This is a genomic window from Labrys neptuniae (genome assembly GCF_040797145.1).
GTDB classification, from domain to species: domain Bacteria; phylum Pseudomonadota; class Alphaproteobacteria; order Rhizobiales; family Labraceae; genus Labrys; species Labrys neptuniae.
Genome location: NZ_JBFNQD010000016.1, coordinates 57,871 through 71,606, shown reverse-complemented (window position 1 = coordinate 71,606; position 13,736 = coordinate 57,871). Strand labels below are relative to the sequence as shown.

The window sequence follows — 13,736 nt, the reverse complement described above, 5'->3', positions numbered from 1 at the left end:
CGGCAGACGGATAACTGCGAATGGTCAATAGCGCCATGCACGAAGGCGTGACACTCTTGTGAAGCCTACCGCCGGCGCTTCGCCAAGGTTGGCCAAATTTATGCCTTAACAAAGCCGATACGATGCGGCACGATCATGTCCATGACAGGGTACATTCCATTTGGCAGCGATTCATCCGGCGGTTTCCTGGACGGCAAGATGCTCGTGGCTACGCCGTCCATGCAGGATGAGCGCTTCGCGCGCACGGTGATCTATATCTGTGCGCATTCGTCCGACGGTGCCATGGGCATCGTGGTCAACCAGCCGGCCAAGAATATCCGCTTTCCCGACCTCCTCAAGCAGCTCGGCGTCATTGACGGCGTCTCGGACATGCGTCAACCGAGGGGCGCGCCGATCCGCATCGTCAATGGCGGCCCGGTCGAATCCGGCAGGGGATTCGTGCTCCATACCAACGATGTCTTCATCGACAATTCGACCATGCCGATCGAAGACAATATCTGCCTGACCGCGACGCTCGACATTCTGCGCAGCATCGCCATCGGCGAGGGGCCGGAACAGGCCTTGTTGGCGCTGGGCTATGCTGGCTGGGGTGCCGGGCAGCTCGAACGCGAGATCCAGGCCAATGGCTGGCTGCATTGCGATGCCGATCCGGGGCTGCTGTTCGACGACCAGGTCGACACCAAATATACGCGGGCGCTGCGCAAGCTCGGCATCGAGCCCGGCCTGTTCTCGCGGGATGCGGGGCACGCGTAGGCGAGGAGCGCGGACATCCTGTCCGCTCTTGATCCTCAATCGGTTCCACTAAATCTGTGATTGCCGAACGTCTTTGGTCGTGCCTCACAACTCGACTTCATTACTTCCCCTTATGCACGCTGCACTCGAATGAGGCCAGTCCTCGGCCCGGGCACACAAACCGGCGCTTACCGCATTGGTCTCGATGTAGTAAAGCGCGCGTTGAAAGTGGCCCTCATCTCTGATCCGACGATCAAAATATTCAGGAAACCACAGCATTCCCTGCCGCCCTAAGGCGCGATTGATCTGAAGTGCCGTAAAAGATTTCCACGAGTGAATGATGGCCGATAGCGCATGCGGTACAAGCGGTGTGGCGAGTACATGAACGTGGTTGGGCATGATGCTCCAGGCGTGGAGACGATATCGTACCCCATCGAAATGAAGCAGAGCTGCTTGCACGATCGAGCCGGCATCGGGCTGCGCGAGCAAAGCTTCCCCATGGCCCTTGTCAAGCGCTTCCTCATAGCGCCGGCGCTGCTCGGTTGAATCGAGTTCGGGGTCGGACTCCTTCAGATCCCGCGCCCAACGGCTCAGCAGCTCGCTAGGCAGGGAATCCGCGAGACGGAAGGTGATGCTTTGTGGATGCTCGCCAGCTTCCCAATGCGGGAGATATCCTCGGGAATGCCACTCCACTTGTGGCCGCAGCGGGTGTTTCTTCTCCACCATGGCGGTTCCCTCGAAACGTCCTGCAAGGGGCAGGTTTCAAGAGCGGACAGGATGTCCGCGCTCCAGGTCACGCCCGCAGCCGCACCGGGCCGGCGATCAGCCTGCGGGCTTCCTCCGCCGTGACGGGATCGCCGAAGGCCTCGCCCTGGGCGAACTGGCAGCCGAGCTCACCGAGTTCGGCGGCATCGCTATCGGCCTCGGCACCGTCGGCGATGATCTCCATGCCGAGGTCGCCCGCCATGGCGATGATCGAGCGCAGGATCACCGGCCGGCCGCGCTCGCCTTCCTTGACGAAGCTCGGATCGATCTTGAGCATGTCGAAGGGGAAGCGTTGGAGGTAGGACAGGCTGGAATAGCCGGTGCCGAAGCCATCCATGGCCAGGCCCACCCCGAGATCGCTGAGCTGGGCCAGAATCTGCGCGGCATATTCGGGATTTTCCATCACCAGGCTCTCGGAGACCTCGAGCTTGAGCGAACCGCGCTCGATGCCGGCCCGCGCCATCACCGCCTTGATGTCCTGGACGAGGTCCTGGCGCAGCAATTGCCGGCTGGAGATGTTGACCATGCCGAACAAGGGCGGCTCGACCTCGACGAGGCGCTGCCAGATCGACAGCTGGCGGGCGGTGCGGTCGAGCACGAACAGGCCGACATCGACGATCAGCCCCGTCTCCTCGGCCATGGCGTTGAATTCGCCCGGCGGCAAGCGGCCGAGCTTGGGATGCTCCCAGCGCACGATCGCCTCGAAGCCGGCAATGGTGCGATCCTGCAGGCGCACCACCGGCTGGAACAGCACCTTGAGCTCGTCGCGTTCGATCGCCCTTCTGAGGTCGGCCTCCAGGGAGGAGCGGTCCGGCCGCTCGACCCGCATGGCCGACCGGAAGATCTCGATGCGATCGCCGCCGATCTTCTTGGCGTTGTACATGGCGATCTCGGCGTCCTTGATCAGTTCGTCCGCCTTGACCGGGGCCTGGGGATCGTACATCGCCACGCCGACCGAGGCGGTGAGGAAGATCTCGCGGTCGGCCACGGCGATGGGCGCGCGCAGCGAGCGACGGATCGACTCGGCGAAGGCCGAGATCCGCTCCGGATCGGGTTCCGACATGAGAAGCACGCCGAACTGATCGCCGAAGATGCGACAGACGCTGTCGCGGGGCTTCATCAGGCGCGAGAGGCGGCGCGACACTGTCAGCAGGATCGAATCGCCGACGGAATGGCCGACGGCGTCGTTGACCTGCTTGTAGCGGTCGAGATCGAGGATCAGTACCGTCGGCTTGGTGGTGCCGTCCTGCTTGGCCTGGACCAACGCCGCTTCCAGCCGATCGGTGAACAGCTCCCGGTTGGGCAAGCCGGTCAGATTGTCCCTGACGGCATCGTGCAGCAGGCGCTCCTCGGCCGTCTTCTGTTCGGTGACATCGGAGACGGTGCCGACGCAGCGTACCACTTCGCCGTCCGAGCCCACCACGGGCCGGGCCTTGAGGTTGAGCCACATATAATGGCCGTCGGCGGCCCGGATGCGGAAATCCAGGCTGACGCGGCCGCGGCGCTGGTCGATCACCGCGTCGAGAGCAGTACGGAAGCGGTCGCGGTCGAAAATATGGACGAGCTCGAGCCATTCGGCGGCAGGCCCGTCGAGGGCGCCGGGGGCAACGCCGAGCAGCTGGTCGGCCTCGGGGCTGACATAGATGCGATCGGCCGGCACGTCCCAGTCCCAGACCACGTCGCCGGAGCCGGTGAGGGCGAGGGCCTTGCGTTCGGTATCGGTCATCAGGCCGGGCGCGAAGGCACTGCCGGCAAAGGCGTGTTGCATAACCGTGAAGCCGATCAGCATCACCACCAGCACCAGGCCGCCGGTGAGGGCCGGCTGCACCAGGTCGTTGGTAAGATGGCCCATGATGGTCAATCCCGCCGCCGCCACCCAGCCGAGCAGCAACGTCCAGGTGGGTATCAGCATCACGGCCCGGTCATAGCCGTAGAAGGCCAGCAACAGGATGATCAAGAGGCCGACCACGGCCAGCGTGGCGATGGAGATGCGGGCGACACCGGCGGCGACGGGGGCGTTGATCACCGCCAGGCCGACGAGGGCGGCAAGGGCGGTGAGCCAGAGCGCCGAGACCACGGAATAGCGCACATGCCAGCGGTTGAGATTGAGATAGGCGAATAGGAAGACCAGGAGCGTCGCCGAGAACACCGCTTCCGCGCCCGCGCGCCACACCCTGTCTCCATCCGGGGGAATGGCGAGGAATTTGTGCAGGAAGCCGAAATCGATGGCGAGATAGGCCAGCACCGCCCAGGCCAGCGCCGCGGCGGCTGGAAACATCGCCGTGCCCTTCACCACGAAGGCGATGGTGAGAAACAAAGCGAGCAGGCCGGCAATGCCGAGCACGATGCCCTTGTAGAGGGTGAGCGAGTTGACCTTGTCCTTGTAGGCGTCGGGATCCCACAGGAAGAGCTGGGGCAGCTTGGAGGTGCGCAATTCGGCCACGAAGGTCACGCGCGAGCCCGGATCGAGCGTCACCCGGAAGACATCGGCGTCGTCATCCTCCTGCCGCTCGGGCTGGAAGCCCTGGCTGGGCGTGATTTCCGCGATGCGGGAGGCACCGAGATCCGGCCAGACCAGGCCGGAACCGACCAGGCGGAAATGCGGTGCCACCACGATGCGGTCGATCTGCTCGTCGGTGGTGTTGGCGAGGGCGAACACGATCCAGTGCGGATTGGTTCCCGGCTGCTTCGAACGCACTTCGATGCGGCGCACGATGCCGTCGGCGCCCGGGGCGGTCTGGATCTGGATGCGGTCGCCCTGGCTGGAATAGCTTTCGACAGCGGGCAGGAGATCGATCGCATCGACCTCGCCGTTGACGTCCACCGGCTCCAGGGCATGCGCAACGCCGCCGACCATTGCCATGACGAGCATCATGACCATGGAGGCTGCGACGACGCGAATGAACTGCAACATACGATCTCCAGCCAGGCTTCCCGGCGCCCCCTTGCGACGGTCCTGGTTCATCTCACTTCGAAGGGCCTGCCCACCTGCCACTCAATTGTGTCGAGAAGCAGTAGCCAGCAATGCGAAAATGGGCAAGCTGCCCCGGGCGGATTCCTGTTGGCGGAATGGAGATTGAGTGCCCGCAGCTCCGTCCAGCGTCATCATCGTGCAGGTCCAGCCGATGTAGGCAGGGTGTTACCGGCGATTTCGCCGTGACCTCATTTTTGACGTTCAAAGCTGGCAAGGCTGAGATTGCTGCAGGGCCAGACTCTGAGTAGGCTTGCATAAACCGTTCCTTCATCCGAGGGGGCAATAAGAACAACCAACCTTCCCCAAGGGCACCGATCAAAGGATTCCTATGACGCGCATTCGCAAAGCTGTATTTCCCGTCGCCGGCCTCGGCACGCGCTTTCTGCCTGCCACGAAGTCGGTGCCCAAGGAGATGCTCACCGTGGTGGACAAGCCCGTCATCCAGCACGTGGTGGATGAAGCCCGCGAAGCCGGCATCGAGCACTTCATCTTCGTGACCGGCCGCAACAAGGGCGTGATCGAGGATCATTTCGATATCGCCTATGAACTCGACGCCACGCTCAAGGAGCGCGGCAAGATGGAAGCCTATGAGGAATTGCAGCGTTCGCTGCCGGCAGCGGGCCAGACCAGCTTCACGCGCCAGCAGGCCCCGCTCGGCCTCGGCCATGCCGTCTGGTGCGCGCGGGAGATCGTCGGGCGCGAGCCTTTCGCCCTGCTGCTGCCCGACATGCTGCATCACGGCAAGGGCAAGGGGTGCCTTGCGGAGATGGTGGATGCCTATGACAAGGTCGGCGGCAACCACATCGCCGTGTTCGAGGCGCCGGAAGACCAGACCCATCAATATGGCATCGTCGGCAAGGGCGAAAGCGTCGGCGGCAATGCCTTCGAGATCACCCAGATGGTCGAAAAGCCCAAGAAGGGCACGGCGCCCTCCAATCTGGCGGTCTCCGGCCGCTACATCCTGCAGCCGGAGATCTTCGATCTCCTGGAAAAGCAGGAACGCGGCGCGGGCGGCGAGATCCAGCTCACCGATTCCATGCTCAAGCTCGCCCAGGGGCAGAAATTCTACGGCTCGGTGTTCAAGGGCCGCATCTACGACACCGGCATGAAGATCGGCTTCCTGACCGCCAATGTCGCCTATGCGCTGGAACGCGAGGGCCTCGGTGACGAACTGAGGGCCGAGTTGAAGGCCCTGCTGGGCTGACAAGGTTCTGGATGAAATGGCCCGGGAAACCGGGCCATTTTTCTGGGCGCGGACATGGCAATGCGCCTTCGGGCTGCGACGTTCGGGCTCAACCGGGAAACTCGTAGACCACGTCGGAAAAGCGTCCGGTCGGGAAGACATAGAAGAGCCGGAGCTCGGCGTCGCCTTCGTTGCGCAGCGCGTGCCAGGCATTGCCGGGAATGAAGATAGCCGCTCCCTTGCCGACGGGGCTTTCCGCGCCATCGACCGTGAGCACGCCGCTGCCTTCCAGGATGAGATAGAGCTCCGCTTCGGCATGGCGGTGCGGCGGATTGGTGCCGCCGGGCGGCAGGACGGCGATTCCAGCACTGAGGCTGTCGGTCGGCGTGATCTCAGCGCTGATCAAGGTGTGCCAGGCCACGCTCCCCTTGGCGGGATCCTCCCAGGCTTCCCGTGGCCGCTCCTCTGCCCGGGTGATGACAAGTTGAGTTTCCCCGATCATGGTGCCCTCCGCGCGGTGATGCCGTGAATTTACGTTCCTGCCCTCCGGGAGCGCCTGGTGAAGCCAACGCTTCTCACCCTGGAAAGCCTCAACGGATCTCGTCGCTGGAGAGAATGGCGTAGAGCAGATGGTCGCGCCAGGCGCCGGCGATGCACAGATAGGAGCGGGCATAGCCCTCTCGGATGAAGCCGACACGCTCCAGGAGCCGGATCGAGGGGCCGTTCTCCGGCAGGCAGGCGGCTTCCACCCGGCGCAGGCGCAGCGTGCCGAAGGCATAGGGCAGCAAAGCCCGCACGGCGTCGCTCATCAGGCCCTGGCCGGCATGCGCCTGACCCATCCAATAGCCGAGCGAACCGGTCTGCGCCACGCCGCGGCGGATCTGGCCGAGCGTGAGGCCGCCGACCAGCGCGCCGTTATCGGAGCGGAAGACGAAGAAGGGATAGGCGGCGTCCGCCCTCGCATCCTGGCCATAGCGCTTGATCCGGGCCCGAAAGGCCGGGCGTGTCAGATCATTGGGTGGCCAGGTCGGCTCCCAGGGGCGCAGGAATTCCCGGCTTGCGCCGCGCAGGGCGGCCCAGGCCTCGAAATCGCGCATTTCCGGGGCGCGCAGCTCGACCTTCTCACCACGGACCGGCGGTACGACGTCGGCGAAGGAGAAGGGGCGCAGGAAGGACATTCACCGCCTCATGCCGCCAGATAGGTGCGGATCTTGTCGAGACGGGGCAGTTTTTTGACCGGTCCGAGGGCGGCCAGGGTCGGCGGCGAAGCCAGCACGGCCTCGCCGGCCTGGCGCACGTCCTCGGCGGTGACCGCATCGATCTTGGCAATCAATTCGGCCGGCGGCAGGGGGCGGCCCCAGATCAGCATGTGGCGCGCCATCTGCTCGGCACGCATGGCCGAGGATTCGAGCGCCATCAGAAGGCCGGCCTTCATCTGCGCCTTGGCGCGGGCGATTTCGGCCTCGGTGGGGGACGAGGCGGCGGCAGCCACGGTATCCAGGATCACCGGGACGAGATCGTGCAGCTCGTCGGCGCCGGCACCGGCGGATATGCCGAAAATGCCGGTATCGGCATAGCCCCACTGAAAGGCATAGACTGAATAGCACAGGCCGCGTTTTTCGCGCACCTCCTGGAACAGGCGTGAGGACATGCCGCCGCCGACCAGATTGGTGAAGATGCCGAGAGCCGGGCTGAGGGCATCCTTGTAGGAGCGGCCGGCAAAGCCGATCAGCACATTGGCCTGCTCGTGATCGGTCTCCATCACGTCTTCGCCGCCACGATAGACGGCCGAAGCCGGTTCGGGGCCACTGCCTTCGGGCAGATGGGCGAACAGGCGGCCTGCCTCTTCGACGACGCGATCATGCTCGACGGCCCCGGCGGCGGCAACCACCATGCGTCCGGCCCGGTAATGGGTGTCGAGATAGGTCTGGATCGCCTTGCGGTCGAACGACATCACCGTCTCGGGCGTGCCGAGAATGGGGCGGCCGAGGGGCTGATGCGGAAAGGCGGCCTGGTTGAACATGTCGAAGACCAGATCGTCCGGCGTGTCCTCTACGGCGCTGATCTCCTGCAGGATGACATTCTTTTCCCGCGTCAGTTCATCGGCATCGAAGACAGACTGGGTGAGGATGTCGGCCAGGATGTCGAAGCCGAGGCCGACATCTTCCTTCAGCACGCGCGCATAATAGGCGGTCTGCTCGCCCGATGTCGCGGCATTGAGTTCACCGCCGGCGCTTTCGATCTCCTCGGCGATGCGCTTGGCGTCACGGGTCCGCGTGCCCTTGAACGCCATATGCTCGAGCAGATGGGCGAGGCCGTGCTCCTTCTCGCCTTCCGAGCGGGCGCCGGCACCCGCGAAGACACCGAGCGAAGCGGTCTCGAGATGGCTCATCGCATCGGTGACGACGGTCAGCCCGGAAGGGAGGCGGGTAACCTCGACGCTCATGCCGCAGCACCCTGGGCCGCGCGGGAATGCTTGCGGACAAAGGCCTCCAGGACCCCGAGGTCATTGGGCAGGACGGTAAAGCGCTCGGGCCGCTCATAGAGATCGGCCAGGGCATCCGGCAATTTGGGTTCGATGCCGGAGGCATCCTTGACCGCAGCGGGGAACTTGGCGGGATGAGCCGTGCCGAGCACGACCATCGGCACGCGGCGATCGGGTTCGGCCTTCCACGCCGCCATCACGCCGACGGCCGTGTGGGGGTCCAGGAGATAGCCGGCATTGCGCCAGATCATGCCGATCGTCTTGGCGACTTCCTTCTCGTCGGCGCGCTCGGCGTCGAACTCCGACCGAATGGCCTCATAGGCGCCCTCGTCGATCTCGAAGGCACCGGATTGGGCGAGATTGCCCATCAGGCGGCGGATCTGGCCGGCATCGCGGCGATAGGCGTCGAAGAGCAGGCGTTCGAAATTGGAGGAGACCTGGATGTCCATCGAGGGAGAAGACGTCTCCTTCACGCCGCGCGCCTCATAGACGCCGGTCGCGATGGTGCGCGCCAGGATGTCATTGACATTGGTGGCGATCAGGAGCCGCTCGATCGGCAGGCCCATGCGCTTGGCGACATAGCCGGCGAAAATGTCGCCGAAATTGCCCGTGGGCACCGAGAACGACACTTTGCGATGCGGCGCGCCCAGGGCCACCGCGGCGGTGAAGTAATAAACGATCTGGGCGACGATACGAGCCCAGTTGATGGAGTTGACGCCCGACAGGCCGATCTCGTCGCGGAATTCGAGATGGTTGAACATCGCCTTCAGCTGCGCCTGGCAATCGTCGAAATTGCCCTCCAGCGCCACGGCATGCACGTTGGGGGCGTCCACCGTGGTCATTTGCCGGCGCTGCACCTCGGAGACGCGGCCATGGGGATAGAGGATGACGATATCGACCTGTTCGAGGCCACGGAAGGCCTCGATGGCGGCACTGCCGGTATCGCCCGAGGTGGCGCCGACGATGGTGGCGCGCTTGTTGCGCGCCTTCAGGGCATGATCCATCAGCCGGGCGAGCAACTGCATCGCCACGTCCTTGAAGGCAAGGGTGGGGCCGTGGAACAGCTCCTGCACGAACAGATTGTCGCCGATCTGCACCAGCGGCACGACGGCCGGATGGCCGAAGCCGGCATAGGCCTCCTGGATCATGTGGCGCAGGGGCGCCGGCTCGATCTCGTCGCCGACGAAGGGCGCGATCACCGCCTCGGCCACCTGCCAATAGGATTTACCCGCAAACGAGGCGATCTGGGCGTGGGACAGAACCGGCCAATGCTGCGGCACATAGAGGCCGCCGTCGCGGGCAAGGCCGGCGAGGAGGGCATCGCAAAAGCCGAGGACGGGAGCTTCGCCCCGCGTGGAGACATAGTGCACGGTTCTATCCTTTCGGTGCCGGAAGCGCCGCCAATGCCGGCCGCGCCGTCCCGGAACACAGTCTTCATCCTGTAATCCGCCCGGGCCCGACGGGCAAGGCGCGTATCGCCGCCTCCCATGCAGTTTCCCGTTGATCGGACCACAGGCCCGATCAACGGGAAACTGCAAGATATCAAATATTTGCAGAATTTCCCGGCGAGACCCGTTCGCGGCCCTCGCCGGGAAATTCTGCTTGCCCAGCGGCGCCGTCCTTATCCCGCCGGTTTGCGCCTCAGGCGCAGGACGAAGGCGATGTAGACCCCAACCAGACCGAGGGCGAGACCGAACCAGGTCAGCGCATATTGCAGGTGGTTGTTGGGGAAGGTGAGAATGGTTTCTCCGCCCTCGGGCAGGCCGCCGGGGGCGCTGGCATCGGCATCGATGAAGAAGGGCGCGACCCGCGTCAGCCCCTCGGCCTTGGCAATGCCGGCGATGTCGCGCGTGAACCAGTTGCCGGTGGCAGGATCGTCTGCCGGCGTGAAGAGATTGCGGTCTTCCGTCCAGCGGGCGAGGCCGGTGATGGTGACGGGACCGGCGATCTGCCCGGCCTGGCGGCTGGCGGGATCCTTGGCGTTCTCGGGCACGAAGCCGCGATTGACCAGGATGGTGGAACCGTCGGGACGGATGAGCGGTGTCAGCACCCAGTAGCCCACGCCGCGAAACTGCCCTTTGGCATCGGGCAGGTTGGTGAAGGAGCGGATCTCCTTGGCATGGTCGAAGGTTCCCGAGACCTGCCAATGCCGGTATTCGAGGCCATCCCGCGTCAGGCGCGGCCAATCGGCTTCGGGGGGCGGAGCAACGGGAGCCGCGGTGGTGCGGTCGGCAATCTCCTTGAGCAGGCCGAACTTCCATTGCAGACGTTCGAGCTGCCAGATACCGAGCCCGACCAGGAAGGCGCCCATCACCAGCATCGAGATCGTCAGCGCCACCAGCGAGCGCGGACGCGAGGAGACTACGGCCGTCGTCATTCTTCCAGCCGGCCTTCGGCCGCCCTGTTGGTATATTGCAGGGCGACCAGCACGCCCTTCATCCAGCGCAGCAGGCCGAGGCAGACGGCGAGGGAGAGCGGCAGCCACAGGACGATGTGGACCCAGACCGGAGGCGAGAAGGTGAATTCGACATAGACTGCCGCACCCAGCAGGATGAAGCCGGCGACCAGGATGACCAGCACGGCCGGCCCGTCGCCCGAATCGGCAAAGCTGTAGTCCAGGTCGCAGGCGCTGCATTTCGGCTTGAGGCTGATGAAGCCATCGAAGAGCTTGCCCTGGCCGCAACGCGGGCATCTGCCGCGCGAGCCGGTCTGGAAGGGCGAAAGCGGCGCATAATGGTGATCTTGCGGCATCTCGGGCCTCAAAAAGGAAACGGCCGGGTGATCCCGGCCGCCTCGTTGATCGTATGAAGGCGGCTCAGCCGTGCACGCCGCCGGGACCGTAACCCCAGATGTAGATGCAGGCGAACAGGAACAGCCAGACCACGTCGACGAAGTGCCAGTACCAGGCGGCGAATTCGAAGCCGAGGTGATGGCGCTGGGTGAACTGGCCCAGATTGGCGCGCAGCAGGCAGACCGCCAGGAAGATGGTGCCGACGATCACATGGAAGCCGTGGAAGCCCGTCGCCATGAAGAAGGTCGAGCCATAGATGTGGCCCGAGAAGGAGAACGGCGCGTGGGCATACTCGTAGGCCTGGCACAGCGTGAAGATCAGGCCAAGGACGACCGTGAGGATCAGGCCGTTCTTCAGGCCCTTCTGGTCGCCCTCGAGCAGGGCGTGATGGGCCCAGGTCACCGTGGTGCCGGAGGTGAGCAGGATCAGCGTGTTCAGGAGCGGCAAATGCCAGGGATCGAGGGTCTCGATGCCCTTGGGCGGCCAGACGCCTCCCGTCAGGGTGGTACGAGCGACCTCGGCGGCATCGCCCGGGAAGAGGGCGACGTCGAAATAGGCCCAGAACCAGGCGACGAAGAACATCACTTCCGACGCGATGAACAGCATCATGCCGTAGCGGTGATGCAGCTGCACCACCGGGGTGTGATCGCCCTCGGAAGCTTCCTTGATGACGTCCCACCACCACATCAGCATGGTGTAGAGCACGCCGATCAGGCCGACGCCGAACACCAGCGGGCCGTAGGAATATTTGTGCATCCAGGTGATCAGGCCGATGGCCAGGATGAAAGCCGCCATCGAGCCGACGAACGGCCACGGGCTCGGATTGACGAGGTGGTAATCATGGTTCTTGGTCTGAGCCATGGCTTTCTCCAGATGCCGGTCGCCCGGGAACTTATAACTGCGGTTTGCTCGACGTGTCGGTTTTCGGTTCGGCCGCCGCGAGCGGAGTCACGGGAGGCTTGGCCGGATAGTAGGTATAGGAAAGCGTGATCGTGTGCACGCCGGCAAGATAGTCGACCTTGTCGATCGCGGGATCGACGAAGAAGACCACCGGCAATTCCTGGCTCTCGCCCGGCCCCAGCTTCTGGTTGGTGAAGCAGAAGCACTGGATTTTCGAGAAATACGCACCGGTTTCCTGCGGCGTCACATTATAGGCGGCCGCGGCATAGGTGGTTTCCTGGGAGAGGTTGGTGATCTTGTAATAGACCGTCTTCACCTCGCCGGCCTTGACCGTCACCGAGCGCTGCTCGGGCTCGAACTTCCAGGGCAGGGCCGGGTTGATGTTCGAATCGAAGCGCACCTCGAAGCTGCGGTCGAGGACTTGGCCCGGGGCGGCCTCGGCAACGCGCGTGGTTCCCGCGAAACCGGTGACCTGGCAGAACAGCGTATAGAGCGGCACGGCGGCATAGGCCGCACCGACCATCGATGCCACGAACGCGATGCAGGACACCGCGATCACGCCATTGCCGACCTTGGGGCGCGAAGAGGAGGGCTTGTCGGGCGTTCCAGCCATTCTAGAACCCCTTGTCGAGCACGCCGGGGCCCTTGACGAAGCTCACGGCATAGACGAGCAGCACGAAGGCGATGAGGGCGGCGGCGATCGCGATGGAACGCCAGTGCAGCTTACGCGCCTGGTCGGCTGGCAGCCTGGCGACCCAGCTGTCCTTGGGCGGGCGCTGATAGGCGAGGGGACGGAACAGGATGATCAGCAGCAGGATGATCAGGGCCGGTCCGATGAACCAAAGATGATGCGCCATCATGCCAGGACCCTCATCACCAGCGCCTCGCCGAGCAGGCAGGCGAACAACACGAACAGATAGAGGATCGAGTAGCCGAACATGCGCTTGGCCGGTCCCATGTCGCCGGGCTTGCGCCAGATGTCGATGGCAAGCCAGAGCATGCCGAGCCCACCCAGGCCCGCAACCACGCCATAGCTCCAATGCGCATAGCCGAGCAGCCAGGGCAGCATGCCGATCGGAGCCAGCAGCACGGTGTAGATCAGGATCTGGCGGCGGGTCTCGTGGTCTCCCGCGACCACGGGCAGCATCGGCACGCCGGCCTTTTCGTAGTCGCCCGACTTAAACAGCGCCAGCGCCCAGAAATGGGGCGGCGTCCACATGAAGATCAGGGCGAAGAGCACGAGGCTTTCCACGGTTACCGTGCCGGTCACCGCCGCATAGGCGACGACCGGGGGCAGGGCGCCCGCCGCACCGCCGATCACGATGTTCTGCACCGTCCAGCGCTTCAGCCACATCGTGTAAACAACGACATAGAAGAAGATGGTGAAGGCGAGCAGGCCCGCGGCGAGGAAGTTGGTGAAGACGCCCAGCGCCAGCACCGATAGGCCGGACAGGATGATGCCGAAGGCGAGCGCCTCGCCCGGGCTGACCCGGCCGGCCGGAACCGGACGGTTGCGCGTACGCGACATCACGGCATCGATGTCGGCGTCGTACCACATGTTGAGGGCGCCCGAGGCGCCGGCGCCGACCGCGATGGCGATCAGGGCGGCGAGGCCGATGACCGGATGGATCGGGCCGGGCGCCACGACCATGCCGGTGAGGGCGGTGAACACCACGAGCGACATCACGCGCGGCTTGAGCAAGGCCAGGAAGTCGCCAACCGACGCGATGCTGATCACGGGAACAGCATCGTCAGCCTCGCCTTGGATGGGCATGCCGATATCGGTCAAAGAACGTTCCTTTTCGTCGAGCCGGCCAGACAGGAGATGCTTGGTCTGAGAGCATTTGGCCGGAGGCCCTTGCGGGCCGGTTTTCTTCTCGAGCCTTCGGGGAAAGGCTCGAGAAGA

14 protein-coding genes are annotated in these 13,736 nt (G+C 64.4%); 2 read left to right on the top strand and 12 right to left on the bottom strand.

Features of this window, described 5'->3' with window-relative positions; translation table 11 throughout:
- Positions 1–141 precede the first annotated feature (141 nt).
- On the top strand, positions 142–753 hold the full coding sequence (locus tag ABXS05_RS29170; RefSeq protein ID WP_105862609.1) for a YqgE/AlgH family protein: 612 nt from the start codon (positions 142–144) through the stop codon (positions 751–753).
- 84 nt (positions 754–837) lie between these two features.
- Here ABXS05_RS29170 and ABXS05_RS29165 read toward each other — a convergent pair whose 3' ends face one another.
- Entirely contained in the window at positions 838–1,458 is a 621-nt protein-coding gene (locus tag ABXS05_RS29165) for a transposase (protein ID WP_367626290.1), read from the bottom strand.
- Positions 1,459–1,525: 67 nt separating this feature from the next.
- Positions 1,526–4,408, bottom strand: a complete 2,883-nt coding sequence (locus ABXS05_RS29160) for an EAL domain-containing protein (RefSeq protein ID WP_376717743.1) — start codon at positions 4,406–4,408, stop codon at positions 1,526–1,528.
- Between the two features lie 391 nt (positions 4,409–4,799).
- Here ABXS05_RS29160 and galU point away from each other — a divergent pair, with 391 nt between their 5' ends.
- The gene (gene galU / locus ABXS05_RS29155) at positions 4,800–5,675 is read left to right on the top strand and encodes a UTP--glucose-1-phosphate uridylyltransferase GalU (RefSeq protein WP_367626289.1); all 876 of its coding nucleotides are present in this window, start codon (positions 4,800–4,802) and stop codon (positions 5,673–5,675) included.
- An 88-nt stretch (positions 5,676–5,763) separates the two neighbouring features.
- On the opposite strand, the gene ABXS05_RS29150 is transcribed toward galU, so the two are convergent.
- From ABXS05_RS29150 to cyoE, 10 genes are all read right to left on the bottom strand, one after another.
- On the bottom strand, positions 5,764–6,156 hold the full coding sequence (locus tag ABXS05_RS29150; protein ID WP_367626288.1) for a cupin domain-containing protein: 393 nt from the start codon (positions 6,154–6,156) through the stop codon (positions 5,764–5,766).
- A gap of 88 nt (positions 6,157–6,244) precedes the next feature.
- A complete protein-coding gene (locus ABXS05_RS29145) occupies positions 6,245–6,832 on the bottom strand; it encodes a GNAT family N-acetyltransferase (protein WP_311941391.1) in 588 nt (195 codons plus the stop codon).
- 8 nt (positions 6,833–6,840) lie between these two features.
- Positions 6,841–8,100: a M16 family metallopeptidase gene (locus ABXS05_RS29140; protein ID WP_367626287.1), complete on the bottom strand. Its 1,260-nt coding sequence runs from the start codon at positions 8,098–8,100 to the stop codon at positions 6,841–6,843.
- Positions 8,097–9,509 carry a threonine synthase gene (gene thrC, locus ABXS05_RS29135; RefSeq protein WP_311941384.1) on the bottom strand — a complete coding sequence of 471 codons (1,413 nt, stop codon included), beginning with the start codon at positions 9,507–9,509 and terminating at the stop codon, positions 8,097–8,099. The genes ABXS05_RS29140 and thrC overlap by 4 nt, the downstream gene beginning before the upstream one ends.
- Before the next feature lie 251 nt (positions 9,510–9,760).
- Complete coding sequence (locus tag ABXS05_RS29130; RefSeq protein WP_367626286.1) at positions 9,761–10,516, bottom strand: SURF1 family protein; 756 nt, start codon at positions 10,514–10,516, stop codon at positions 9,761–9,763.
- Positions 10,513–10,890 (bottom strand): DUF983 domain-containing protein, encoded by a 378-nt coding sequence (locus tag ABXS05_RS29125; RefSeq protein ID WP_367626285.1) that lies wholly within the window; start codon positions 10,888–10,890, stop codon positions 10,513–10,515. The genes ABXS05_RS29130 and ABXS05_RS29125 overlap by 4 nt, the downstream gene beginning before the upstream one ends.
- 64 nt (positions 10,891–10,954) lie before the next feature.
- A complete protein-coding gene (locus tag ABXS05_RS29120) occupies positions 10,955–11,791 on the bottom strand; it encodes a cytochrome c oxidase subunit 3 (RefSeq protein ID WP_311945272.1) in 837 nt (278 codons plus the stop codon).
- A 31-nt stretch (positions 11,792–11,822) separates the two neighbouring features.
- Positions 11,823–12,443 carry a cytochrome c oxidase assembly protein gene (locus tag ABXS05_RS29115; RefSeq protein ID WP_311945270.1) on the bottom strand — a complete coding sequence of 207 codons (621 nt, stop codon included), beginning with the start codon at positions 12,441–12,443 and terminating at the stop codon, positions 11,823–11,825.
- Position 12,444: 1 nt separating this feature from the next.
- Positions 12,445–12,690: a hypothetical protein gene (locus tag ABXS05_RS29110; RefSeq protein WP_068291626.1), complete on the bottom strand. Its 246-nt coding sequence runs from the start codon at positions 12,688–12,690 to the stop codon at positions 12,445–12,447.
- On the bottom strand, positions 12,687–13,610 hold the full coding sequence (gene cyoE, locus ABXS05_RS29105; RefSeq protein WP_371260366.1) for a heme o synthase: 924 nt from the start codon (positions 13,608–13,610) through the stop codon (positions 12,687–12,689). Before cyoE ends, ABXS05_RS29110 begins: the two co-directional genes overlap by 4 nt.
- Between the last annotated feature and the right edge of the window lie 126 nt (positions 13,611–13,736).